Origin of the sequence: Mycolicibacterium holsaticum DSM 44478 = JCM 12374, assembly GCF_019645835.1 — a bacterium.
GTDB lineage: Bacteria > Actinomycetota > Actinomycetes > Mycobacteriales > Mycobacteriaceae > Mycobacterium > Mycobacterium holsaticum.
Map to the genome: position 1 here is coordinate 5,396,795 of NZ_CP080998.1, position 23,047 is coordinate 5,419,841.

21 protein-coding genes and 2 pseudogenes are annotated in these 23,047 nt (G+C 68.4%); 10 read left to right on the forward strand and 13 right to left on the reverse strand.

All coding sequences use genetic code 11. The features are described 5' to 3' along the window. Positions 1 to 195 precede the first annotated feature (195 nt). The 4 genes from mycP to K3U96_RS25765 are packed head-to-tail and all read left to right on the forward strand — an operon-like array spanning position 196 to position 4,797. Complete coding sequence (mycP, locus tag K3U96_RS25750) at positions 196 to 1,542, forward strand: type VII secretion-associated serine protease mycosin (RefSeq protein WP_220691535.1); 1,347 nt, start codon at positions 196 to 198, stop codon at positions 1,540 to 1,542. Beyond that, positions 1,539 to 2,936, forward strand: a complete 1,398-nt coding sequence (gene eccE / locus K3U96_RS25755; protein ID WP_069403692.1) for a type VII secretion protein EccE — start codon at positions 1,539 to 1,541, stop codon at positions 2,934 to 2,936. The genes mycP and eccE overlap by 4 nt, the downstream gene beginning before the upstream one ends. A gap of 26 nt (positions 2,937 to 2,962) precedes the next feature. After that, positions 2,963 to 4,456 carry a PPE domain-containing protein gene (locus tag K3U96_RS25760; protein ID WP_220691536.1) on the forward strand — a complete coding sequence of 498 codons (1,494 nt, stop codon included), beginning with the start codon at positions 2,963 to 2,965 and terminating at the stop codon, positions 4,454 to 4,456. After that, a complete protein-coding gene (locus K3U96_RS25765; protein WP_230982293.1) occupies positions 4,453 to 4,797 on the forward strand; it encodes a YbaB/EbfC family nucleoid-associated protein in 345 nt (114 codons plus the stop codon). Before K3U96_RS25760 ends, K3U96_RS25765 begins: the two co-directional genes overlap by 4 nt. Here the strand turns inward: K3U96_RS25765 and K3U96_RS25770 are convergent. From K3U96_RS25770 to K3U96_RS25785, 4 genes are read right to left on the reverse strand one after another with little or no spacing between them, the layout of a single operon-like run. Next, on the reverse strand, positions 4,794 to 5,288 hold the full coding sequence (locus tag K3U96_RS25770; RefSeq protein WP_220691537.1) for a TIGR04338 family metallohydrolase: 495 nt from the start codon (positions 5,286 to 5,288) through the stop codon (positions 4,794 to 4,796). The genes K3U96_RS25765 and K3U96_RS25770 overlap by 4 nt on opposite strands. Beyond that, positions 5,285 to 6,064, reverse strand: coding sequence for a DUF2786 domain-containing protein (locus K3U96_RS25775; RefSeq protein WP_069403689.1), 780 nt, complete (start codon positions 6,062 to 6,064; stop codon positions 5,285 to 5,287). Before K3U96_RS25775 ends, K3U96_RS25770 begins: the two co-directional genes overlap by 4 nt. A 15-nt stretch (positions 6,065 to 6,079) precedes the next feature. Continuing rightward, on the reverse strand, positions 6,080 to 7,066 hold the full coding sequence (locus K3U96_RS25780) for an alpha/beta hydrolase (RefSeq protein ID WP_220691538.1): 987 nt from the start codon (positions 7,064 to 7,066) through the stop codon (positions 6,080 to 6,082). Next, positions 7,063 to 7,902 (reverse strand): alpha/beta hydrolase, encoded by an 840-nt coding sequence (locus tag K3U96_RS25785; RefSeq protein WP_220691539.1) that lies wholly within the window; start codon positions 7,900 to 7,902, stop codon positions 7,063 to 7,065. Before K3U96_RS25785 ends, K3U96_RS25780 begins: the two co-directional genes overlap by 4 nt. Before the next feature lie 28 nt (positions 7,903 to 7,930). Here K3U96_RS25785 and K3U96_RS25790 point away from each other — a divergent pair, with 28 nt between their 5' ends. From K3U96_RS25790 to K3U96_RS25805, 4 genes are all read left to right on the forward strand, one after another. After that, a complete protein-coding gene (locus tag K3U96_RS25790; protein WP_220691540.1) occupies positions 7,931 to 8,965 on the forward strand; it encodes a sigma-70 family RNA polymerase sigma factor in 1,035 nt (344 codons plus the stop codon). Between the two features lie 90 nt (positions 8,966 to 9,055). After that, the gene (locus K3U96_RS25795) at positions 9,056 to 10,180 is read left to right on the forward strand and encodes an NDMA-dependent alcohol dehydrogenase (protein WP_220691541.1); all 1,125 of its coding nucleotides are present in this window, start codon (positions 9,056 to 9,058) and stop codon (positions 10,178 to 10,180) included. Between the two features lie 90 nt (positions 10,181 to 10,270). Beyond that, the gene (locus K3U96_RS25800) at positions 10,271 to 11,023 is read left to right on the forward strand and encodes a pirin family protein (RefSeq protein ID WP_220691542.1); all 753 of its coding nucleotides are present in this window, start codon (positions 10,271 to 10,273) and stop codon (positions 11,021 to 11,023) included. Further along, positions 11,001 to 12,299 (forward strand): PQQ-dependent sugar dehydrogenase, encoded by a 1,299-nt coding sequence (locus tag K3U96_RS25805; RefSeq protein ID WP_220691543.1) that lies wholly within the window; start codon positions 11,001 to 11,003, stop codon positions 12,297 to 12,299. Before K3U96_RS25800 ends, K3U96_RS25805 begins: the two co-directional genes overlap by 23 nt. On the opposite strand, the gene K3U96_RS25810 is transcribed toward K3U96_RS25805, so the two are convergent. Then, complete coding sequence (locus tag K3U96_RS25810; RefSeq protein WP_220691544.1) at positions 12,300 to 12,587, reverse strand: GlsB/YeaQ/YmgE family stress response membrane protein; 288 nt, start codon at positions 12,585 to 12,587, stop codon at positions 12,300 to 12,302. Positions 12,588 to 12,771: 184 nt separating this feature from the next. On the opposite strand from K3U96_RS25810, the gene K3U96_RS25815 reads away from it, so the two are divergent. Then, positions 12,772 to 13,854 carry a phosphodiester glycosidase family protein gene (locus tag K3U96_RS25815; RefSeq protein WP_230982295.1) on the forward strand — a complete coding sequence of 361 codons (1,083 nt, stop codon included), beginning with the start codon at positions 12,772 to 12,774 and terminating at the stop codon, positions 13,852 to 13,854. A 6-nt stretch (positions 13,855 to 13,860) separates the two neighbouring features. On the opposite strand, the gene K3U96_RS25820 is transcribed toward K3U96_RS25815, so the two are convergent. After that, entirely contained in the window at positions 13,861 to 16,062 is a 2,202-nt protein-coding gene (locus K3U96_RS25820; protein WP_220691546.1) for an ICP22 family protein, read from the reverse strand. A 317-nt stretch (positions 16,063 to 16,379) separates the two neighbouring features. On the opposite strand from K3U96_RS25820, the pseudogene K3U96_RS27240 reads away from it, so the two are divergent. Continuing rightward, positions 16,380 to 16,478, forward strand: a pseudogene (locus K3U96_RS27240) (hypothetical protein); the annotation flags it as partial. Here the strand turns inward: K3U96_RS27240 and K3U96_RS25825 are convergent. The 7 genes and pseudogenes from K3U96_RS25825 to K3U96_RS25855 all read right to left on the reverse strand — a co-directional run bounded on the left by K3U96_RS25825 (position 16,471) and on the right by K3U96_RS25855 (position 23,041). Beyond that, the gene (locus K3U96_RS25825) at positions 16,471 to 18,645 is read right to left on the reverse strand and encodes an ATPase (protein WP_220691547.1); all 2,175 of its coding nucleotides are present in this window, start codon (positions 18,643 to 18,645) and stop codon (positions 16,471 to 16,473) included. The pseudogene K3U96_RS27240 and the gene K3U96_RS25825 sit on opposite strands and share 8 nt — an antisense overlap. Before the next feature lie 211 nt (positions 18,646 to 18,856). Further along, positions 18,857 to 19,032 (reverse strand): annotated as a pseudogene (locus K3U96_RS25830) (fructosamine kinase family protein); the annotation flags it as partial. 96 nt (positions 19,033 to 19,128) lie between these two features. Continuing rightward, on the reverse strand, positions 19,129 to 19,959 hold the full coding sequence (locus K3U96_RS25835) for an SDR family NAD(P)-dependent oxidoreductase (protein WP_220691548.1): 831 nt from the start codon (positions 19,957 to 19,959) through the stop codon (positions 19,129 to 19,131). 50 nt (positions 19,960 to 20,009) lie between these two features. Continuing rightward, positions 20,010 to 20,705, reverse strand: coding sequence for a YoaK family protein (locus K3U96_RS25840; protein ID WP_220691549.1), 696 nt, complete (start codon positions 20,703 to 20,705; stop codon positions 20,010 to 20,012). Between the two features lie 16 nt (positions 20,706 to 20,721). After that, on the reverse strand, positions 20,722 to 21,555 hold the full coding sequence (locus tag K3U96_RS25845) for a mammalian cell entry protein (RefSeq protein ID WP_069403676.1): 834 nt from the start codon (positions 21,553 to 21,555) through the stop codon (positions 20,722 to 20,724). Beyond that, complete coding sequence (locus K3U96_RS25850; protein ID WP_220691550.1) at positions 21,522 to 22,070, reverse strand: Rv1363c family protein; 549 nt, start codon at positions 22,068 to 22,070, stop codon at positions 21,522 to 21,524. Before K3U96_RS25850 ends, K3U96_RS25845 begins: the two co-directional genes overlap by 34 nt. Then, complete coding sequence (locus K3U96_RS25855) at positions 22,067 to 23,041, reverse strand: RDD family protein (protein ID WP_220693699.1); 975 nt, start codon at positions 23,039 to 23,041, stop codon at positions 22,067 to 22,069. The genes K3U96_RS25850 and K3U96_RS25855 overlap by 4 nt, the downstream gene beginning before the upstream one ends. Between the last annotated feature and the right edge of the window lie 6 nt (positions 23,042 to 23,047).

Consider the following 23,047-nt stretch of genomic DNA (forward strand, 5'->3'; position numbering starts at 1 on the left):
CCTCACCTGCACGGCAGCGTCCGCGCCGCCAGATAGCGGAACCCGCTACCTCGGCGGGCCCTTAAGATTGGCTGCGTGCTATCGGCCCATCGGCTTGACGTGAGACTTCGTGCTGACCAGGCAGCGGCACGGTGTTTGCTGTCGATACGCCAGCACACTGTCCCCCGGCGGGCCGCTACGGGAGGGGCATAGCCCGTGTACCGCTTCGCTGCGCTGTTGGCAGCACTGCTGTTGGCGTTCGTCAGCGCACCGTTGGCCGGTGCGCTCGAGCCGCCGACGATCGACCCGGCGGCCGTGCCGCCCGACGAGACCGGTCCCGACCAGCCCACCGAACTGCGCCGCGCGTGTACGGCGCCCGCGGTGTTCCCCGACTCCACCTTCGCCGACAAGCCGTGGGCAAACGACTACCTGAGGCTGGCTGAAGCGCAGAAGTTCGCAACAGGGGCCGGGGTAACCGTCGCGGTGATCGACACCGGGGTGAACGGCTCACCGCGGGTGCCCGCCGAAGCCGGCGGGGACTTCGTCGACCAGGCGGGTAACGGCATGTCGGACTGCGACGCCCACGGCACCCTCACCGCGTCGATCATCGCAGGCAGGCCGGCTCCCACCGACGGGTTCATCGGCGTGGCCCCGGACGCCAGGATCCTGTCGCTGCGCCAGACCTCGGCGGCGTTTCAGCCGGTCGGGGCACGCACCGATCCCAACGACCCCAACACCACGCAGACCGCGGGGTCGCTGCGCAGCCTGGCCCGCGCCGTCGTACATGCCGCCAATCTGGGCGCGCAGGTCATCAACATCAGCGAGGCCGCCTGCTACAAGGTCACGCGCCCGATCAACGAAGCCAGCCTGGGCGCGGCGATCAACTACGCGGTCAACGTCAGGGGCGCGGTCGTCATCGTCGCCGCCGGCAACACCGGCCAGGATTGCACGCAGAACCCGCCGCCGGATCCGGCGCTGCCCGCAGATCCACGCGGCTGGGAGCAGGTGCAGACCGTGGTCAGCCCGGCCTGGTACTCGCCGCTGGTGCTCACGGTGGGCGGCATCGCCCAGAACGGGCAGCCGAGCAGCTTCTCGATGTCGGGGCCGTGGCTGGGTGCGGCGGCGCCGGCCGAGAACCTGATCGCGCTCGGCTACGAGGGCAACCCGGTCAACGCGCTGCACGGCGAGGACGGCCTGATCCCGATCAGCGGCACCTCGTTCGCCGCGGCCTACGTCTCCGGGCTGGCCGCGCTGCTCAAACAACGGTTCCCCGACCTGACGCCCGCCCAGCTCATCAACCGGATCACCGCCACCGCCCGCCATCCGGGCGGCGGGGTGGACAACTACGTCGGCGCAGGCGTCATCGACCCGGTGGCCGCGCTGACGTGGGATGTGCCCGCCGGTCCCGAGCGGGCGCCCTACCGGGTCAAAGAGATTCCGCCGCCCGTGCACATTCCGCCGCCGGACCGCGGCCCGATCACCTCGGTCGTCATCACCGGCGCGGTCATGGCGCTGGCCCTGGGGCTCGGCGCCCTTGCCCGACGAGCGTTGAGGCGCCGATGAACAACCTCCGCGCCATCTTCGGGCTGCGCGTCACGACCGGGCACACCGTCTGGGCCGCGGCCCTGGCCCCGGCCGTCATCGTGCTGTTCGCCCAGTTCGGGCTGCTGTGGCTGGGCATCACGCTGGCGGTGCTCATCGCGCTGGGCGCGGTGGTGACGATTCGCGGCAGGCGCGTCACCGGCTGGCTGGCGGCGGTGTTCGCGTGGCGGCGACGGCACCGCAACGTTCCCGAGCGGCCGTCGGAGCCCGCCGTCGGCGCGACGGTGATGCCGGGTGACCACGTCGCGGTGCGCTGGCAGGACGGGCGGCTGATCTCGGCGGTCGAGCTCGTGCCCCGGCCGTTCACCCCGACGGTGATCGTCAACGGCGAGGCCTACACCGACGACGTCGTCGACACGCTGCTCGTCGAACGACTGCTGGGCGCGCACTGCCCCGACCTGGAGGCCGATGTGGTATCGGCGGGCTACCGGGTGGGCAAGACCGCGCCTGCGACGCTGGTGTCGCTCTACGAGCAGGTGGTCGGGCCGTACCCGGCGCCTGCCAACCGGCGCACCTGGATCGTGCTTCGCGCCGATCCCGAGCACACCCGCAAGTCGTCACAGCGTCGCGAGGCCGGTGTTGCCGGGCTGGCACGGTATCTGGTGGCCTCGGCCACCCGCATCGCAGACCAGTTGGCCAGCAATGGAATCGACGCCCGCGTGGTGCGCAGCTTCGATGCGTTCGACCATGCGACGGAGATCAGCTTCGAACGCGAGACGTGGTCGGCGATCAAGGGCCGCAGCACGTTCACCGCCGCCTACAGCGCACCCGGCGGCCCTGACGTGTGGTGGTCGGCGCGTGCCGATCACACGATCACCAGGGTGCGGGTGCGCCCGGGGGCCGCTCCGACGACGACGGTGCTGTTGACGACGTTGGCCAATCCCGCGACGCCGCGCGGGTTTTCGTGCCTGTACGGCGGCCAGCGGGCCGCGTTCCACGGCGACAGCCCGGTCACCGACCGCCATTACGAGCTGCCGATCGGCTCGGCGGGGGTGCTGGTCGGCGAGACCGCGGACCGCTATCCGGTGTACATGCCGTTCGACGACGTCGACGTCGCCATCAACCTGGGCGACGCGCGGCTGTTCACCCAGTTCATCGTGCGGTCGGCCGCGGCCGGTGCGGTGGTGACGCTGCTGCCGCAGTTCGGCGAGTTCGCCGGGCTGGTCAACGGTCGCATCGGCGACGTGGCCAAGGTGGCGTGGCCGAACGCCACCTCCTACCTCGGACCGCACGCCGGTGTCGGCCGGGTTATGTTGCGTGACAGCTTTATCGGCACCCCGCGACATCAACAACTCCCTATCCGGCTGATCAACCCGCGCGAAGAAAGCCGCTATCAGATGGTGCTGGAAGGCTGACCGGTGGCCAGGACGGAGGGATAGCCATGTCAGCAGAAGTGCGCGTCAACCCCGCGGTGCTCAAGGCGCAGGCGGCGGCGATGCGCCAGCTCACCTGGTCGACCCCTGCGGTGCAGCCGATACCGCCCGACGCGCTGGGCCTGGCCAAGGACGCGGTGGACAACCTCAACGAAATCGCCCGGGTGCTCGGCGATTACCAGACGTGGGCCGAAGCAGAGAACCAGCGCATCGCCGAGATGCTGGACAACGCCGCCGCGGCCTACGAACGGGTCGACGAGGCGTACCAGGGCAAGCTGGACGACCCGGCCCGCCAGGCCGCGATCGAGGACATCGCGCTGTCCGCACCGTCCACGTCGCTGCCCGCGCTGCCCAGCGGCCCTGGGGCGCCGCGTCAACCGAGCGCCGCCGGGTACCGCGACGTCAAGAGAACCCACGGCGATTTGAGTGCCGGTGATCACGGCGCCTCGCTGCACACGGCCGAGGTCCAGTGGGGTCTGGCAGCCACGTTCGTGGAGAGCCACGCGGCACCGCGCAACATCACCGACTGGGAAGGTGAGGCCGCGGACACCGCCCACGCCAGGATGAACGCGTTCAGCGACTGGCTGCACGAACTGTCCGCGGGCTGGCAGCGGCTCGCGCAGGCGGCCGCCAAGGTAGCGGCCGCACACCTCAACGCCAACAACCAGCACATCCCGATCTTCGCCAGATACGTTGCGCTGGAGGCACAGTTGGCGCAGCGATCCGCCGCGGGCGCCGACGTGGACGCCATCGTCAAGGAACTGCAGAACCTGCAGCGCCTGTCCGACGAAGTGCGTGAGGATTATGCGAAGAACGCGACCGTGGATCCGGTCCGCATCGGTGACCCACCGGGCGCGAGCCGGGGCGGCAATTCCGGGGGCGCAGGAGGCGCGACCGGGGCATCGGGGGCCAGCGGCGACGCGGCCACCGGTGATCCGGCGGCGATGGCCGAGCGGATGGGTGAGTCGCTCACAGCGCCGACGTCCGCGCCCGGCGCTGAGCGCGGCGGCGGCGCGCCCTCGGGTGGCGGCGCACCATCGGGCGGCTCGCCGTCGGGCGGCGCAGCAGGTGGCGCGCCGAGTGCCGCACCCGGCAGCCCGTCCACGGGTGCGCCGCAGCGTCCGACCGACCCGGGCCTGCGACCGGCCGCGGCCGCGGGCGGCGGCTCCGGAGCCGGCGGTGGCGGCGGGGCAGGCGGCGGCAAGGGCGTCGGATCGCAACCGCTGTCGCCTGCGGTGACGGCCGAGACCGTCGCTCCCGCACCGGTTCCCGTGACGTCTGCTGCGGCCGGCGCGGCTCCGGGTCCGTCGACGCCGGGGGCGATGGCCGGCGGGGGCATGGGGATGGCGCCCATGCACGGCGCCGCGGGCGCCGCCGGCGGCAAGGAGAAGCGCCGCAACCCCGACCTGGCCCCCGACGAGGACCTGTACACCGAGGACCGGCCGTGGACGGAAGGCGTCATCGGTAACCGTCGACGCAGGGAGAGCAAGGACAACCCGTGACCGACGAGATGCATCCGCAAGTCGCCGCTGTGCTGCAGCAGGCGCAGCAGTTGCAGTCGATCATGGATGAGCAGCTCCGCCGGATGGACAGCCAAACCTTCACGGCCACAGACGAATCCGGAACTGTCGAGGTGACCTTGGACGGTCACCATCAGCTCAAGGCGGTGTCTCTCGCCGACGGTGTGATGCGGCTGGACGTCGAAGAGGTCCAGCAGCGGATCAACGAGGCCTTGCACAACGCGGCGGCGGCCGCGAGCGTCTCCATCGAGGCCGACCGCGAGCGGATCGACACGGCCGTCGCCGAGCTCACCGTGACCCAGCCGGAGTTCGGAACGTCTTAGCGCACACCCTCTTTGGCGTAGACCACCCGCAGCACATGGGCCACCTCCGGTCCCATCACGACCTCGGCGAGTTCGCACAACGTCGCGACGAACTGCGGGCCGTGCGGCGGGGAGACATCGCAGAGGTGGTGGGCGATCTCGTGGAGCACCACGAGCTCACGCAAGGCCCAGTTGCTGCCCCGCTCGGGCACCGCGACGACGGCGGAGTCGGCGGTGCGTTCGTAGTGCGCGGCCGACAACCCGCGTCGCGCACGCACCGTCAACGGCGGGGTGCCGGGCCAGCGGTGCCCGATCGCGGGCATCGCCAGCACGTCGTCGATGTAGCGCTGTACGGCCGGCACCGAGGCGAACCGTCCCTCGGGCGGAAGCGTCAGCTGGGTGCCGAAGAACTCCACCACCTGGTTGCCGTGCTCGCCGGCCCGGTCGAACAGGGTGCGCACGAATTCCTCTGCGGCATAAACCTTGGCGCGCTGAGAGTCTCGCGGCGTCACTTCTGCCCGGAGGCGCTCTGGCCCCGGCCGCCAGCCAACGCGGAGCGGGCGCCTGCGAGTTCCGGGCTGGGCCCGAGCCGGGCCCGCTTGCCCGCGCGGTCACCGGCGCGTCGTGCAGCTGACGAGTAACCCGCCGTCGCGCTGGTGGCCCGCCAGGTGCCCCGCGCCTGGGACGTCTCGCGGTAGAAATCCCTGAGTTCGATGTCCTTGTCCCGCAGTGCGATAGCGGTGCCGGGTCGGCTGTCGCGGCTCTTGGTGGCCTCCCGGCGCGCCTCTTCGCGGGCCTGGGCCAACCGCTGGCCGATGCGGGCGCCGAACGCCAACTGGAAGTTGATCCGCGCGGTGATGGTCGGGGTGGGGCGGTGCGCACCCGAGGCGATGTAGGCCTGCGACGCCTTGACCATCTGCATCACCAGGCTGGCGTACAGCGCGTGGCTGGCGTCGATGTCCTCGGCAAAGCCGTAGGCGTACACGAACGTCGAGTTGGAGGCGATGTCGCACTTGACGTCGTTGGCGTGGGCGATCACCGTGAACAACTGCACGTAGGTGCGCAGCCCGCGGGTGCCCGCGTTGCCGATGGTGATGGTGCGCTGCACCGGCGTCTGCACCTTGGTGCGGCTGTCGGAATGCGAGCGCGCCACCGCCAGGTCGATCGACGTCGCCGTGGCCAACCGCTGCGCCGCGGCCATGAACGCGTCGGCTTCGTGCGGGTTGTCGGTGCCCTCGGCCTGGCGCAGCAGGGCGGCGATTCGGGCCAGCATCTTGTCGTCGCTCATGAGCCAAATCTAGGTCTACTTGCCGACAAACCCATCCAGCGCCTCGACAACCTGTGGAGAAAGTGGTTCCTGGTTGGCGTAGTTGGCGACGTTGTCGCTCGCGTCGTCGCGCAGCACGTGGTTGACGCCGGTGAGTTCGACGACGGTCAGCGCGGTGTGGCCGAGCGCGTCGATGAGCGGTTTCTCGTCCTCGCACCGGGCCTGGCCGTCGGCGTCCGAACACGTCAGCAGCACGGGGGTGCCCGCCGGCACCTTCGCGGCCAACGCCACGGGATCGATCTTGTCGGCCTCGACGACGGCCTTGACGTTGCCGGCGTTCAGCAGCGCGCCGAGCCCCTCGGGCAGGTCCTGCGGCACGGTGCCGGTGGCGCGGACCTGCTCGACGGCGACCAGCCACGAGGTGAGCGCGGCCGGGTCGCCGTTGGCCCGTACCCGGTTGGTGATGATGTCCAGGTACCGCCCGGACAGCGGCTGGAACAGCCCGAGCGCGTGGATCTTCGGCGCGTCCGGGCTGGTGTCGGTGGCCAGTGCCAGCGCGTGGATGGTGCCCTCGCCGAGGGCATACACCGAGATGCGGTCCTCGTCGGTGCCCGGCTGCGCGGCCAGGTACCGCACCGCCGCCTTGGCGCCGGAGGTGTAGACGGCGCTGACGACGTCGGTGGGGCGTTGCGCGTACGGGCCCAGGCCGGTCTGGCCGGTGCCGATCTTGTCGTAGCGCAGGCTGGCCACCCCCCGTTCGGACAGCAGTTCGGCGAGCTGACGCATGTTGCCCACCGGGCCGGCGACGGCGTTGTCGCCGTTGCGGTCGGTGTTGCCGCTCTCGGAGATCAACAGCGCGGCCGGCCCGGCTGCGGCGTCGGCGGCGTGCCGGTAGGTGCCGTGGATGGTCAGCCCCGCGTCGGCGAAGCTGACCTCGTCATCGACCCACCGGTGGGGCTCGTCAGACGAGCAGCCCGCCAACACCAGCACCAGCGAAAGAATCAGGCCGAGAACGGCTTTCAAAGCTTGGCCTCGATCCACGCGGTGACGTCGTCGAGCACCAGCGCACGTTCGGGCTCGTTGAACACCTCGTGGTAGAGCCCGGGGTAGACCTTGAGGTGGGCGTCGGTGGCGGCCACGCGCTCGAGCAGGCGGCGGCTGCCCTCGACCGTGATCAGCTTGTCGTGCTCGCCGTGCACGACCAGCAGCGGCGCGGTCAGCGCGGCGGCGCGCTGCGGCATGGTTTCGCCGACCTTGAGCAGCGCCTTGGCGATGCCGGCGGGCAGCTTGCCGTGGTGCACGAGCGGATCGGCCAGGTAGGCCGCCACCACCTCGGGGTCGCGGGACACCGCTTCGGTCTCGAGTCGCTCGACCGGAAGCCCGGGCAGCACGGCGCCGAGGACCTTGGCCACCGTGATCATCACCGAGGACACCGCGTCCTGTGCGTACACGGCGGGCCCGGACAGCACCATCGCGCGGTATTCGTCGGGGTGCTCGGCGCCGTAGGCGAACACCACCCCGCCGCCCATGCTGTGGCCCAGCACCACCCGGCTCAGGTCGGGGTGATCGCGCGCCGCGATGCCGACCAAGGTGCGGAAATCCGCGGTGTACTCGCCGATATTGCGCAGGTAGACACGTTTGCCGGCCGAGCGTCCGTGCCCGCGCAGATCCAGCGCGTAGGTGATCAGCCCGGCCTCGCCGAAGCGTTGGGCGACATAGTCGTAGCGGCGGGCGTGCTCGGCGTATCCGTGGCAGATCACCACCACACCGCGGGGTAGGCCGTCGGGGGTCCACACGTCGTACACGATGCGCACCCCGCCGACACCTTCGAAGTTTCGTTCGCTGCGGGTTGTGACCATCCCCGGAGAGTAGCGGTCGAGCCGTCACTTGTCGGGGACGGTGATTAAGCTCGCGGAGGTGACCGTTCTGGCCCACGAACGTGCGGGCGGCAGCGCCGAGGATGTCTTCCTTGCCGACGCGCAGCAGTACCGCCGGGAACTTCTCGCGCACTGCTACCGGATGACCGGGTCCGTGCACGACGCCGAGGATCTGGTGCAGGAAACCTACTTGCGGGCGTGGAAGTCCTACCAGGGGTTCCAGGGCAAATCGTCGGTGCGCACCTGGCTGTACCGCATCGCCACCAACACGTGCCTGACCGCGCTGGAAGGCCGCCAACGCCGCCCGCTGCCGACGGGACTGGGCGCGCCCAGCTCGGATCCGGTCGATGACATCGTCGCGCGTGACGAGGTGCCGTGGCTGGAGCCGTTTCCCGACGATGCCACCGACCCGTCGACCATCGTGGGGTCGCGCGAGTCGGTCCGGCTGGCGTTCGTGGCCGCGCTCCAACACCTCTCGCCGCGGCAACGCGCGGTGCTGGTGTTACGTGAGGTGCTCCAGTGGCGGGCCGCGGAGGTCGCCGAGGCCATCGGCGCGTCGACGGCCGCGGTCAACAGCCTGCTGCAGCGGGCCCGCGCGCAACTCGACGCCGTTGGCCCCAGCGAGGACGACGTGTTGGCGCCGCCGGACTCGCCGGAGGCCCAGGATCTGCTGACCCGCTACATCGCGGCGTTCGAGAGCTACGACATCGACAAGCTGGTCGAGTTGTTCACCGCCGAGGCGGTGTGGGAGATGCCGCCGTTCGACGGCTGGTACCAGGGCCCCCGCGAGATCGTGCTGCTATCGAAGACGCACTGCCCTGCCGACGGGCCCGGCGATATGCGGTTCATCCGGACCACCGCCAACGGTCAACCCGCCGCCGCGCTGTACATGGTCAACCGGGACACCGGCGTGCACCAGCCCTTTCAGATGCACGTGCTCGCCGTCGGCGCCGACGGCATCACGCACGTCGTCGCGTTTCACGCCACCACGTTCGAGAAGTGGGGCCTGCCCGCGTCGCTTCAGCCGGCGAATGACCTGGGGTAGCTCCGCCCGACGACTGCTAAGAGTGGATATATCCGCAGGCAGCGGACTCAATTGCCAGGCGTTCTGGAACCTGTTCTATAGTCAGCCTCCATGAAGACCAAGGGTGCTCTGCTGTGGGAGCTCAACTCGCCGTTTCGCATCGATGAGATCGAGATCGGCGATCCCGTCGACGACGAGGTCCAGATCCGCGTGCACGCCGCGGGCATGTGCCACTCGGACTACCACCTGACGACCGGCGCCACCCCGATCGGGCTGCCCGCGCTCGGCGGGCACGAGGGCGCCGGCGTCGTCACCAAGGTCGGCCGCAACGTCACCGGCATCGAGGAAGGCGACCACGTCATCCTCGCGTTCATCCCGGCCTGCGGCGAGTGCGCGCCGTGCCGCAGGGGCTACCGCTCACTGTGTGACCGGGGCGCCGTGCTGCTCGGCGGCAAGGCCATCGCCGACGGCACCAGCCGCGTCCACGCCGGCGGCACCGAGGTGTCGCCGATGAACCTGCTGGGCACGTTCGCTCCGTACATGACCGTGCACAAGGACTCGGTGGTCAAGATCGACAAGGATGTGCCGTTCGAGACGGCCGCGATCATGGGCTGCGCGGTGCCGACGGGTTTCGGCTCGGCCACCAACGTCGCCGAAGTGCAGCCGGGCGAGACCGTCGTCATCGTCGGGGTCGGTGGCATCGGCATGAGCGCGCTGCAGGGCGCGGTGATCTCCGGGGCCCGCAACGTCGTCGCGATCGACCCCAACGAGTGGAAACGCGATCAGGCCGTCAAGTTCGGCGCCACCCACGTCTACCCGTCGATGGCCGAGGCGATCGCGCCGCTGATCGACCTCACCCACGGTGTCATGGCCGACAAGACCATCATCGCCGTCGGCGACATGAAGGGTGAGTACATCGAAGAGGCGCTGACGCTGACCACCAAGACCGGTACCTGCGTGGTGACCGGGATGGGTTCGATGATGGATGCCGACGTCAAGCTCAACCTGTTCCTGTTCACCATGTTGCAGAAGACGTTGAAGGGCAACATCTTCGGCGGTGGTAGCAGCCACATCGAGACCCCGAAGCTGGTCGGGTTGTACAAGTCGGGGCTGCTCCAGATCGACGAGATGATCACCAACACCTACCGCCTGGAGGACATCAACCAGGGCTACGCGGACATGCTCGACGGTAAGAACATCCGCGGGGTCATCACGTTCGACGAATCGGACTGGTAGCCGGCCCTGGAATACCGGGTCCATCAGGCATGTTGATCCTCGCGTCGCCGAGCGCCTAGGCTGGCGTCAACTGGGCGAGGAGTGAGGGCTATGACCGTCGACATCCGTCGAGCCGGCGACCGCGCACAGACCAAGATCGACTGGCTGGACTCCCGGCACTCGTTCTCATTCGGCAGCCACTACGAACCCGAGAACACCCACCACGGCCTGCTGCTGGTGAACAACGACGACGTCGTCAAGCCCGGCACCGGCTTTGACACCCATCCGCATCGCGACATGGAGATCGTGACCTGGGTGCTGCGTGGGTCGCTGGTGCACCAGGACTCGACCGGGAACTCGGGCGTCATCTACCCCGGCCTGGCCCAACGGATGTCGGCGGGACGCGGCATCCTGCACTCCGAGAAGAACGACTCCTGGACGTTGACCGGCTCCGGAACCCACAACGAGCCAGTGCATTTCGTGCAGATGTGGGTGGTTCCCGATGAATCCGGCATCGACCCGGGTTATCAGCAACTCGAGATCGATGACGAGCTGTTGCGCGGGGGGCTGGTCACCATCGCCTCCGGTGTGCCGCAGCACGCCGACCACGCCGCGATCACGATCCACAACCAGCACGCGGCCTTGCACGGTGCGCGGATGCAGAACGGCGAGAGCATCGAATTGCCTGTGGCGCAATACCTTCACCTGTTCGTCGCGCGCGGCGAGGTCACGCTGGAGGGTGCCGGGCCGATCCGTGAAGGCGACGCCGTACGGTTCACCGCTTCAGGTGGCCAGCGCGTCACCGCATCCGCACCGGCCGAGATCCTCGTCTGGGAGATGCATGCGGGATTGGCTGCGGCGTAACCGGTTCGGCGCATGCCTGAGCGCCGTGGCGGTGGTTGCCGCGTGCTCGGCGACCCCTGCGCCGCCGCCACCGCAGTCGACCGGAGCGCAGCCGACCGCCCAACCCGCCGGCGATCTGGTGCCCGCCACCGTCCAGGTCGACCCCGGCCTCGCCCAGGAACCGTTCGACGAGCCGCGCCAGGCGCTGGTCCCCCGGGGGTGGACGTTATCGGTGTGGGCCCGGGTTCCGCGGGCCAGGCTGGCGGCGTGGACACCCGACGGCGCGCTGCTGATCTCGCTGCCGAGCACCGGGCAGGTGCTGGTGCTACGCCCCACCGACGGCCAACCGGTCCAGACGGTGCTGCTCGACGGTCTCGACCAACCGCACGGACTGGCCTTCGCCGGGGACGCCCTCTACGTCGCCGAAAGCGACCAGATCGACGCCTATGACTACGCCGATGGCGCCGCACGCAACCCGCGCACCATCGCCGCCGACCTGCCCGACGCCGAAAGCCCCGACCTACGCGGGGCGTACGCGCACGCGCTGAAAAGCGTCGCTGTGGGCCTCGACGGCAACGTGTACTTCTCGATCGGATCGACGGGCAACATCTCCGCCGAAGACCGCGATGCCGACCCGCCGCGCGCCACGATCATGCGGGTCACGCCCGACGGTGGTCCGGCCGAACCGTTCGCGACCGGCGTGCGAAACGGCACCGGCCTGGCCGTCGCGCCGGACGGCTCGCTGTGGACGGCGGTCAACGGCCGCGACAACGTCGCCGACCCCGGGACCGGTGAGGTCGACCCGGATTACGTCAACGACCACCCGCCCGAGCAGATCGCCAAGCTGACCCGAGGACGTGAACTGGGTTGGCCGTACTGCAATTCCGACGGCGGCCCGGCCAACCTCCCGTTCATCCGGGATGTGCAGACCAACGCCGACGGCAGCAAGCTCGACTGCGCCGCGCTGCCGCCCGTGGAACAGAGTATCGGCGCGCATGCGGCGCCGCTGGGCATGAGCTTCACCGAGGGCGTGCTGCCCGCGCCCTATGAACGCGGTGCGCTGGTCGGCGTGCACGGGTCATGGAACCGGCGGCCACCGCAGGCACCGCAGGTGTCGTTCTTTCCTTGGCGCGATGGGAATCTGGGCAACCAGCAGACGCTGGTCGGCGGGTTTCAGGGCGACGACGGCTCACGATGGGGCCGTCCGGTCGCCGCAGTGGCGGGACCGGACGGCGCGGTGTACATCACCGATGACTACGCGGATGCCGTGTATCGCCTGGCACCGCCGGGGAGTTGATCAGGCGCGCGGCGTTTTTGCGCCCCGACCTCGGGTGACCGCGACGTATATCCAGATGAGGACTACGGCGACGACCACGCCGACTATGAACGGGATGACTTGCCAGCCACCGTTTTCGTTGCTGTAGCCGAACAGGCTGTAGCAGAGCCACGAGCCGATCAGCGATCCGAGGATACCCAGGACGATTGTCATGAGCACACCGATGTTCTGCTTACCCGGCATTACGAGTCGGGCCAGCGCACCGATAATCGCGCCGACGATTATCGCGCTGATGATGGTGCCGATCATTGCCGCTCCTCACTAGTAGTCCGCCGCATGCGGCTTACTCATTTCTCCATACCCACTTCTGCGGTTTGAAACATGCGTTCCGGCAGGGCGATGCACAACTGTGATGCAGCTGTGACGCAAGTTGACTGTGTTTCTTCTGTGATTACGGTTGTCTTGTTGTAGGGCTTTCCCAGAAAGGGCAACTGTGTCGACTCCGTTGGCAAACCTTCGGCGATTCGCGGCGACGGCCGCGGCGTGCGTGCTGAGCGCCGCGCTGTCGACGATGGCCGGGGTGCCCACCGCACATGCCGCGAGCGCACGGGAACTGCTCGCCGACGCGATCGCCAACACCCGCGGGTCCTACCTCGTCTACAACTTCGGCGGCGGGCACCCGGCCCCGATGGTCAACGCCGCAGGCAACGCCTACGAGATGACCAACGGCGGGCACCTGATGATCATCAAGGCGGCGTCGGGACGCCTCGCGCCGCGCCTGCTCGCCGATACCCACAGCGGATACCAGTCCCGGTGCGAGCGGGATCCGCGCGCGCGCACCGGTGAAGGGCTGTTGCAGGCATCGGAGATCTTCACGCCGCTGCAGGCGTGGCAGGCGCTGGGCCAACCCACGATCGCGATCAACGCGAACTTCTTCGACGTGCGCGGCCAGAAGGGCGGTTCGTGGAAGTCCACCGGGTGCAGTTCGCCGCTGGGCGCCTACGTCGACAACACCCGCGGGCTCGGCCGGACCAACACCGTGGTCACCGGCCGGGTCGCATACGCCGGCAAGCAGGGCCTGTCGGGCGGCAACGAGCACTGGAAGGCGCTGTCCACGATGATCCTGCCGGTCGCCGGGACGCCGTTCGTCGTGCCACCCAAGAGCCCCGACGACTACGACGCCGCATCACCGGTCATCGAAGGCCTGATCGAGAAGGGTGTCCGGTTCGTCGCGGTCGCCGGCATCGGGCTGTTGTCGCCCGGCGATACCAGCCAACTCAACGACGGTGGCCCGAGCGCGGCCCGCACCGCGATCGCGTACTCCAAGGACAAGGACGAGATGTACGTGTTCCAGGGTGGCAGTTACACACCCGACCAGATCCAGGATCTGTTCCGCGGTCTGGGCAGCGACACCGCCGTCCTGCTCGACGGCGGCGGTTCGTCGTCGATCGTGTTGCGCCGCGACACCGGCGGCATGTGGGCCGGCGCCGGCGTCCCGCGGGGCTCGTGTGACACCCGCCAGGTGCTGTGCGACTCGCGCGAGCGCGCGCTGCCGAGTTGGCTGGCGTTCAACTGACCGGGCTCAGGCAGCGTTGTCTGACGCGCCGCCGCCGGAGTCACCCGAATCACCCGCGCTGTCAGTGGAATCGGTGTCGCTGCCCGTAACGCCGGTACCCGGCCCGGCACGCCCCGTCGTCGTCGACTGCTGCTCATCGGCCGCGTCCTCGCCGGACTGCTCGTCGACCGACTCCTCGTCCTCGGAGGCCGCATCCTCGGGTTCATCGAGTTCCTCGGGTCCGTCGGGCGCTTCAGCTTCGTCCTGAGTAGCGTCCGTCCCGTCGTCGGCCATATCCTCGGTGGCTTCGGAATCTGTTGGCTCGGAAGATGTTTCAGTATCGACGGCGTCACCGGTGGCGGATGAGGCCAGCTTGTGGGCACCTTCGGGCGGCACGTCGGCCGGGGCGGACTGCGTCGTCGCCTGCTGCGTCAGACCTGGCAGGTTCGCGTTGCCGGCCAGGTTGCCGACGACGCCTTCCAGTAGGCCGCCGACGTTACCCAACGGCAGGTCGCCCAAAAGGTCTTTACCGGTGAGGTAGTCGAGCAGGTTGAGGATCGCGTTCGGCGTGGCCGGTGTCGGATTGCCGCTGAGGAACTCCTTCTGGAATCCACGGATCAGCAGGTTGACGATGTCGAACGGCACCTGCAGCGGGTTGATGCCGGAGGGGAACGACAGGAACGGCGTCGCAACACCGCCGTCGGTCAGGGTCCTGGTGTAGGTGCCGTCCGGGTTGCGGACCACGTCGGTGTAGCCCAGGTTGTTGAGCGCCCCGACCGCCGGGGCAAGGGCATTGGCGAACGCGCCGACGGGGTTGCCGGCCAACAGCCCCAAGGTGGCGATGCTGATGATGTCCGAGACCAGATAGAGCGGTTCGAGCAGCGGCTGCGTGGCCGAGGGCAGCGTGACATACAGGTTCAGCGCCAGCTTCCCGTCGACGACGTTCTCCAGCGCATCGTCGACCTGCTCGGTGAGCTGGTCGGCCACGGTGTCGAGCGTCAGCCCCCGAAGCATGTACGTCGGCAGCAGTCCTGCCATCAGGTTGTTCGCCAGCGAGAACGGGTTCGGCCACGCCGCGAAATCTGACGACGGGTGGTACTGCACACCGATGTCGATCAGGACCGGGATGAGGTTCGCGCCGCCGAGAGACAGCCCGAGCGGCAGCTGGGCCAAACCGCCGCTGTTAGTCACCTCGGTCTGCGGGTTGATCGTGTCGATGCCGAACAGTCCGAACAGCGGATAGAACCGCGCAAGCGCCCCGCCGTTGGGGCGGGCGGGGTTGAGCAGCAGCAGCATCGGCAGCACGGTGATGCTGCCCAGCGCCGGGTCCAGCCCCTCGTAGTCGGCTCCGCCGGGCTGGTTGACCAGGTCGGCGAGCATCTTGTCGTAGCCGGTGGCGATCGCGAACGCTCCCATCCCGATGCCAACCGACACCGGCACCCGCAGGTGCACTGCGTCGGGCAGAACGTCGCCCACAAGACCGTTGATCAGGTTCGCCAGGCGTCGAATCAACGGGTTGCCAGGCAGTGTTTCGGTCAGCTCGTCGAGCAACGTGGTGAGCAGGCCGACGGCACCGACTTCGAGGTATTCGGTGCCGTTGATGTCGCGGACAACCGAGTTGGGCAGCGACGGCACCCAGCCGAGGTCGGCCCCGAGCAGCTTCAGCATCGTGAAGGCTGGGCCGGCGGTGACGACGTTCAGCCCCGGGATATCGAGGTTGCCGAGGTTGAGCGGGTCACTGAGGTCCAGACCGACCAAACCCAGCAGGCTCAGCAGGTCCGTAACGCCCTGGGCGTCGGTGATACCGAGAAGGCGAAGGACGGGAACCAGAATCGTGTTGGTGACCAGCTCTCCGACCAGTTCATCGAGCACCGGGGACAGATCGATGGGTATCTCGCCGAGGAGCCCGCCCAGAACGTTGTCCACCAGGAAGTTCGGGTCACCCAGCAGCCCCTCGATGAGGCTGTCGGGGTCCAGGCCCGCGCCCCGGGCAAGCGCGGCCAGGTTGAAGTTCTCGACCACCGCCCGAGCGACGAAGCCGACGACGGTTTGTGTGAGGTCGTAACCAAACGCGCCGAGCCCCGCTGTCGCATCGGGGATCTGGTCGGGCGACGGCCATTGGTTGACCGCCGCAAGGAGTTCGGCATCGACGGCCCTGACGTTCACGGTCGCTGCGGTGGCGTCGGGCGGGGGCGTCATACCGATCAGCGCGCTCGCCGTCGCGGTCACGGCGCCGAAGGCGGTTGCCTTTCTAGCAAACTTTTGAGCTTTCCTGCGTTGCGTTCGATGTCTGCCAGGCAATTGAGCTGTCCTCTCGGCCCCCAGCTTGGTATCGACCAGACCGTAGCATGATCGGACCGCTGAGGGTAACGGAGGGCAAATGCTTTAGCTCGTATCCAAGGTGGGCAATGGCAAAGGAGTTCGAACCGAGCAAATTCACCGGGGAAACGCCGGTGTCGGAGCCGCAGCGCGCTGTTAGCCCGCAGCCGCTGGCCGGCGCGGCTGCTAGCTGCCGAAGATCGCCTGCGTGTTCAGCAACGCAGGAGTGGGCCGGCGCCGGCGTCCCGCGGAGCTCGTGTGACACCCGCCAGGTGCTGTGCGACTCGCGCGAGCGCGCGCTGCCGAGTTGGCTGGCGTTCAACTAGCTGCGGCCGCGGTGTCCGACTCTTGACCGGTCGACACGCCCGAATCCTCCGCGCTGTCAGCCGGATCCGTGCTGTCGTCGGACTCGTCTTCGCCGGCTGCCTCGACGTCGGCTGCGTCGACGGGCTCCTCGTCGTCCACGGCAGCCTCTTCTTCCTCGAGTGACTCTTCCTGCTCGACGCCTTCCTCCGGATCTTCGTCGACATCCTCGTCGACCAGCTCCTCAGCGGGCTCGGGGTCCTCCGGATCCCTTGTGTCGAAATCGGTTTCGTCATCGGTCGACAATGTCGACAGGCGATCGTCCCCGGGCGACGATTCCGTCGGTTCGTCCGTGGACGTCGACTGCTGCGCCAGGCCGGGCAGGTTCGCGGCGCTCACGACGTCGTTTAGGACGTCGCCCACTGCGTCACCCAACTGGGCGCCCAGATCGCGCAACGGCAAGCCACCCGGAAGGTCTTTACCCGTGAGGTTTTCGAACAGGTTGAGGATCGCGTTCGGAGGGGGCGGCGTTGGGTGGCCGCTGAAGAATTCCTTGTGGAAACCCCGGATCAACAGGTTCGCGATGTCAAACGTCACCTGCAGCGGATCGATATGCGACGGGAACGACAAGAACGGTGTCGGGACGCCGCCCTCCGACAGCGTCCTGGTGTAGGTGCCGTCCGGGTTGCGGACCACGTCGGTGTAGCCCAAGTTGTTGAGCGCCTGGACCGCGGGCGCGAGCGCGTTGGCCAGCGCCAGCACAGGGTTAACCGCCAACAACCCGAACGTCAGGATGCTGATGACGTCGGAGATCAGATACAGGGGTTCGAGCAGCGGCTGCGTGACCGACGACAGCGTGACGTACAGGTTCAGCGCCAGCTCCCCGTTGGCGACGTCGACCGTGTCGCCCAGCTGTCCCCTGATCTGACCGGCCACGGTGTCGAGGGTCAGCCCGCGAAGCATGTAGGTCGGAAGCAGACCCGCCATCAAGTTGTTGGCGAGCGAGAACGGGTTCGGCCACGCCGCGAAGTCCGACAACGGGTGGTACTGCACGCCGATGTCGATCAGCACCGGGATGAGGTTCGCACCACCCAGCGACAATCCGAGCGGTAGCTGCGCCAAACCGCCACTGCTGGTGGCTGTTGTCCGCGGGTTGACCGTGTCGATTCCGAGCGCATCAAACAGTGGATAGAACCGCGCGATCGCCCCACCGTTGGGGCGGGCGGGGTTGAAAAGGAGCAGCATCGGCAGCACCGTGAAGCTGCCCAAGAACGGGTCGATCCGGCCGTATTTGGCCCCGCCGGGCTGGTTGGCCAGGTCGGCGAGCACCTTGTCGTAGCCGGTGGCGATCGCGAACGCACCCATCCCGATGCCGACCGCCGTTGGGACACGCAGATTTACGATGTCGGGCAACAGGTCACCCAGGCCGACGATCACGACTTTCAGCAGCGGGATCAATGGGTCGTCGGGCAGCTTTTTGCCGAGTTCGTTCAACAGGGTGAGGAACAGGCCGGCGGACGGCACCCTGAGGTAGTCGGTGCGGTTGATGTCGCGGGCGACCGAGTTCGGCAGCGACGGCGCCCACCCGAGATCAGCGCCGAGCAGCTTCAGCATGGTGAATACGGGGCTGGCGGTGACCAGGTTCACCCCCGAGATGTCAAGGCCGCCGAGGTTGAACAGGTCGCTGAAGTCGAGGCCGACGAGGCGCAGCAGGGTCACGAGGTCCGTGGTGCCCTGCGCGTCGGTGACGCCCAGGGCCCGCAGGACGGGAAGCAGGATCGTGTCGGTGACATCCTCGCCGACCAGCTCGTTGAGCACGGGCAACAGGTCGATGGGTATCTCTCCCACCAACCTGCCCAGCACGTTGTTCAGCACGACGTCGGGGTCACCGAGCGCGTCCGCGACGAGGCTTCCGAAGTCCTTGCCGCCGGCCCCGGCGAGCGCCCCGAGGTTGAAGTTCTCCACCACGGCCCGGGCGACGAAGTCGACCACGGTCTGGGTGATGTCATATCCGAATGCGCCCAGCCCGGCGGTGACATCGGCGATCTGCCCCGGCGACGGCCATCGGTTGACGGCCGCCAGCAGTTCCGTATCGACGTGGTGGACCGTCGTCCGCGGGCCGTCGGACTCAGGCGAAGGCGCCATCCCGACCAGCGCGGTCGCCGTCGCCGTGGCGGCAGTGAATGCCACGGTCTTCCTAGCGAACTTTTGAACGGCCTTACGGTGTGCGCGGTGGCTGCCAGCCAATGACCCGTCCTCTCCCCCTTGGCCACGTTTCGATCAGACGGTATCTCGCGGACGGGCGTTTCTGGTGAAGAAGGGCGAACTTCCAGTTCGGGCTGCTATCCCTGATCATCGGAGTCGTGCGGCGAAACTGGCAAAGCCTCGGCGGTATGCGGTGTCAAAGCGCTAGGGCGCCGTCGGCAGCCTGGGCCGCCTGACGCGCGTATCCGCCGCCGAAGATCACGACGTGGGCCAGCAACGGATAGAGCTGGTGTAGCCCGATCCGCTCGGGCCACGCGCCGCGCAGCGGTCGCCGCAACGGTATCCGTCGATCACCGTCGTGAAGTGTGGACAGCGTCGACGACATGGGCAGCGGATGGTGCTACGGCCCGAAGTAGCCGTGCCCGGTCCACCCGGGCACCGGGTGCTGTTTGACGAACGCCGACATGCCTACCGCAGGCCGAACACCCGCCGCTGCGCACGGTCGCGGATCCTCGCCGAGAGCGTCGTCATCACTGCCACCTGGATTTTCGGGCCGACACCGACGACGTAGCGCGGCCGCGGGCGCCGTGCGGTGAGTGCCCGTTCGACGACGGCGGTCACCTTGGCCGACGGAACGGCGCCTTTCTGCGCGATCGGGACCAGCTTCTTCAAGCCCGCAAGGTGTTTCGCGTACAGCTCACGATGCTCCGGGGTGAGACCGGCCTCAACGTCGGCCACCATGGCGTCGGCCGTGCGCCACATGTCGGTGTCGGTCTGCGCGGGCTCGACCACGATCACCGGGATATGCCACGGGCTCACCTCGACGCGTAACGCATCGGCGACGGCTTCCAGGGCGAACTTGCTCGCCGAATACGCACCCAGCAGCGGCATCGACATACGCCCGTTGACGCTGGAGATGAAGACGATCCTGCCCCGCGACTTCCGTAGCCGCGGCAGCACCTCCTGGGTCACCGCGACCTGGCCGATAACGTTGACCTCCAACTGCTTTCGCCATTCGTCAACGGGAACGGTCTCCGCCGCACCGGCGACGACGATGCCCGCGTTGTTGACCACCGCATCCAGGCGGGCCGGCAGCGAGGTCGCCAACGCGTCGATGTGCTCGGCGTTGGTGACGTCGAGCATCACCGCCGATATGCGTTGCGGGTCGACTGCGGTGAGCGCCTCGGCGTCGGCGTGGCTGCGGACCCCGGCGATCACGTCCCAGCCCCGGGCGGCCAGATGCTCGGTGATCGCCTTGCCGATTCCCCGGGAGGCGCCGGTGACCAGTACGGAGGGCATGTGTTCTCCTCAGTCGGCTGCTAGGGGCAGTCGTCAGACTACGGCGTTCCTCACGCCGCCGAACCGCTTGCCGAGCGTCGGGGTCCGAACCAGAAGACCGCGGCGCCGGCCGCGATGAACGCCGCGGCCAGCGCGATGACAGGCGCGACCGTGACCCGGGTCAGCGTCGCACCCACGACCGCGCCCCCGCACATCGTGAAAACCACGCCGTAGCGCAGCTTTTCCCGGTCGCCGGTGCCGCCAGCCAACCTGCTGTCGAAGCCGAGCCCGGAGATCGTCGACGTCAGCACCGTGGTCGACAGTTCCTGCACGCCGAACTGGCGCGCGGTGACGTTCTGGATGCCGAACACGACGGCCAGACCAGCGATCAGGATGAGCTTGGTGTCGTTTTCGTAGTCGAGCACACCCGCGCCGGCCAGGATCGCCAGCACCGTCAGCGTCACCACCTCCAGGCTCAGGGTGACGCCCAGCCAGCGGCGGACCTCGGCGTCGAGGTGTCGGGCCAACCGACCGCCGATCACCGCGCCGGCCACGAACGCGACGAACGCGACCAGCGCGGCGGTCATGTCCACACCTGAGTCCGGCACGAACCAGAAGCCGAGGAAGATCACGTTGCCCGTCATGTTCGCGACGAAGACATGCCCCAGCACCAGCACGCTGACCGCGTCGACCAGCCCGGTCGCGAACGTGAGCAGAAACAGCGCGACGTACGTCAGCCGCTGCGAGACAGGCGATTGAACGGCCACCCGAGGTCGCTTCCGGCTACAGCTGTGGTGTGAGATCCAGGGACGTCACCGTGGACATGCGGGTGATCAACCATTTTGCGTCTTCGCGCTTCATCGTCAACCGATACGACAGGTAGCGCAGCGACGGGATGTTCTTGGTGACCGGGCTGGTGGCCACGGAGTTGGTGTAGACGATCGCGGTCGCCTCGCCGGGGGTGAGCGTTTCCACCGCGGCGCCCATCACCTGGGTGGTGTTGGTGACCTGGGCCTGCTTGTTGGGCGCGACGATCGCGTCGATGTACTTGCGGTACTCGTGCTCGAAGTCCCCGCCCAAAAAGCCCGCGGACCGGTCCGGCAGGCTGTCCATGTTGTCCGGGGTGTACGTCCACAACGTGGTGATCGCCTCGGCGGCCGTGCGCGCGACGTCGAGCTTGATCTGGACGTTCGCGCGGTCGGTCAGGTACGGCTGCACCATCGCGCCCGCGAACCCCGCCGCGCCGACGAACAGCACACCGGCGGCGATCGCGGCGATCGCGAACCGCCTGCCCGCCGGACGATGCGCGACGAGCACCTGCTCGTCTGCCGGCTGCTCGGGCGCCTCAGGGGCTTCCGGCGTTTCCGCCTCCGCGGTGGGCCCCTGAGCCTCTGCGACCTCTGTCGGCTCCGCTTTGGTCCCGCGCGTGGCCTTGCCCCGCGGCACCGGCTTGGCAGGCTCCGGCTCAGCGCTGTCGGCGACGATGGAAACTTCTTGGGGCTCAACGGTTTCGGCGCGCCGGCGCAGGGAGAACCGGCGCCGCCGACGCGCGGCCGGCGCCGCCTCGGCCTGCGCGTCGGGTGTCAGATCACCTGAATCAGCTGGCTGATCTTCCACTGCTGTCCCTCCTGAATAGCGGTTGCAATCCACCGACTGCCGCTTTCGTATGTCTGCTTGCCGTCCAGGGACTTCGAGGTGACGGTGGTCGCGACCAGCACGTCGGCGCTGCCGTCGTCGTTCCAGCGCTGCACCCCGGCCTCCACCACAGTGCCGGTGGTCGGCTCCTGGCGCGCCACCTGGACCAGGATCGCGTTCTTCTTCTCGTTGAACATCGAGGCGAATTCACCGGTGCCCTGGCCGAGGATCCGCTCCACATAGTCGTTGGCGTGGAACGGGTCCAACGAGGTGTATTCGGTCATGAACTCGCGCACATAACCCAGCGCCATGGCGTCTTTCACCGCCACCCGGCGTTCGGTCTCCTGTTTGATCAGCATCAGCGTGGCGACCGTGATCGCGGCGACCATCAGCAGCGACGCCAGTACCGCGATCACCGGCACCCCCCACCGGCGCGGGGTTCGGGGTGTCTCGAAGAAGTCGGGCTCGTCGCCCTCGATCCGGCGGCGTGGACTCATTGGCCCTGCGGATTCATCAGCGGTTTCTTGAGCACCGTCAGATCGGCGACGCGCCACTGCCCGTCGGTCTTCTCGAAGTTCACCCGCACGGTCGCGGTGATGAACTTCAGGTTGTTGGGGTCATCGCCACGCTGGCCCTGCATCGCCAGCAGCATCGACGCGCTGGTGGGCGTGACCGGCGGGTTGGGTACCACCGCGCTGCTGACCGCCCAGTACTCATTGGAGGTCACCCCGGCGTCCTGCACGGCCTGTTGCTGCGCGATCAGCTGCTTGCGGTACCCCTCGGTGGTCAGCGACTGCGCATGGGCGAAGTCCTGCTGCAGGGTTTCCTTCTTGTAGGTCAGCATCTGTTCGACGATGCGCGGGCCCTGCTCGGTGATCTGCGCCTGCGCGTTCTCGATGGCGCGGTCCTGGCGGTACACCACCAGATAGCTCACCGCGACCGCCGCCGTGCACAACAGCGCGGCCACGATCAGCACCACCGCGGTCACCCGGCGCACGTCGCGCGGACCGGACTGCACCTTGTGCACCTCGGTGCGCACCAGCAGATCGGCGAACGTGCGCTTGCGACGATCCCACAGCGGCCACAACCATCCGATGAACAGCGCCGCCGTATCCAGCAGATGCGCCAGGTCGCGCAGCAACAGCCGCCACAGCCCCGCCGGGGCACCGGTCTGGGTCACCACCGCGATGCCGACCAGCGCGCGGCCCAGGCTGAACCCCTTGATCGTCGGCAGCAGCAGTCGGTTCACCGCCATCACCAGCACCACCACGGCCGCCGCCGCGGTGAACACCCACCACAACCACCCCCGCAGCGGAGCCGTCCACGCCACCAAGGCCAGCGTCGCGACCACGGCCAGCCCCACCAGCACGTCCACGGCGAACGCGCCGGCCCGCGCCGGCCACGACGCCAGCGGAGAGGGCGCCGCCTCGTCGGCGGCAGGCACGTCGGAAGCGGTGTCGAGCGTCATGGTCGG

What these genes read in the sequence shown, in the direction of transcription:
- K3U96_RS25835 (WP_220691548.1), bottom strand. Translation starts at nt 19,959, where the DNA reads ATGCCCTCCGTACTGGTCACCGGCGCCTCCCGGGGAATCGGCAAGGCG.
- K3U96_RS25805 (WP_220691543.1), top strand. Translation starts at nt 11,001, where the DNA reads ATGCGGGATTGGCTGCGGCGTAACCGGTTCGGCGCATGCCTGAGCGCC.
- eccE (WP_069403692.1), top strand. Translation starts at nt 1,539, where the DNA reads ATGAACAACCTCCGCGCCATCTTCGGGCTGCGCGTCACGACCGGGCAC.
- K3U96_RS25855 (WP_220693699.1), bottom strand. Translation starts at nt 23,041, where the DNA reads ATGACGCTCGACACCGCTTCCGACGTGCCTGCCGCCGACGAGGCGGCG.
- K3U96_RS25775 (WP_069403689.1), bottom strand. Translation starts at nt 6,064, where the DNA reads ATGAGCGACGACAAGATGCTGGCCCGAATCGCCGCCCTGCTGCGCCAG.
- K3U96_RS25810 (WP_220691544.1), bottom strand. Translation starts at nt 12,587, where the DNA reads ATGATCGGCACCATCATCAGCGCGATAATCGTCGGCGCGATTATCGGT.
- K3U96_RS25795 (WP_220691541.1), top strand. Translation starts at nt 9,056, where the DNA reads ATGAAGACCAAGGGTGCTCTGCTGTGGGAGCTCAACTCGCCGTTTCGC.
- K3U96_RS25760 (WP_220691536.1), top strand. Translation starts at nt 2,963, where the DNA reads ATGTCAGCAGAAGTGCGCGTCAACCCCGCGGTGCTCAAGGCGCAGGCG.
- K3U96_RS25785 (WP_220691539.1), bottom strand. Translation starts at nt 7,902, where the DNA reads ATGGTCACAACCCGCAGCGAACGAAACTTCGAAGGTGTCGGCGGGGTG.
- K3U96_RS25850 (WP_220691550.1), bottom strand. Translation starts at nt 22,070, where the DNA reads ATGAGTCCACGCCGCCGGATCGAGGGCGACGAGCCCGACTTCTTCGAG.
- K3U96_RS25800 (WP_220691542.1), top strand. Translation starts at nt 10,271, where the DNA reads ATGACCGTCGACATCCGTCGAGCCGGCGACCGCGCACAGACCAAGATC.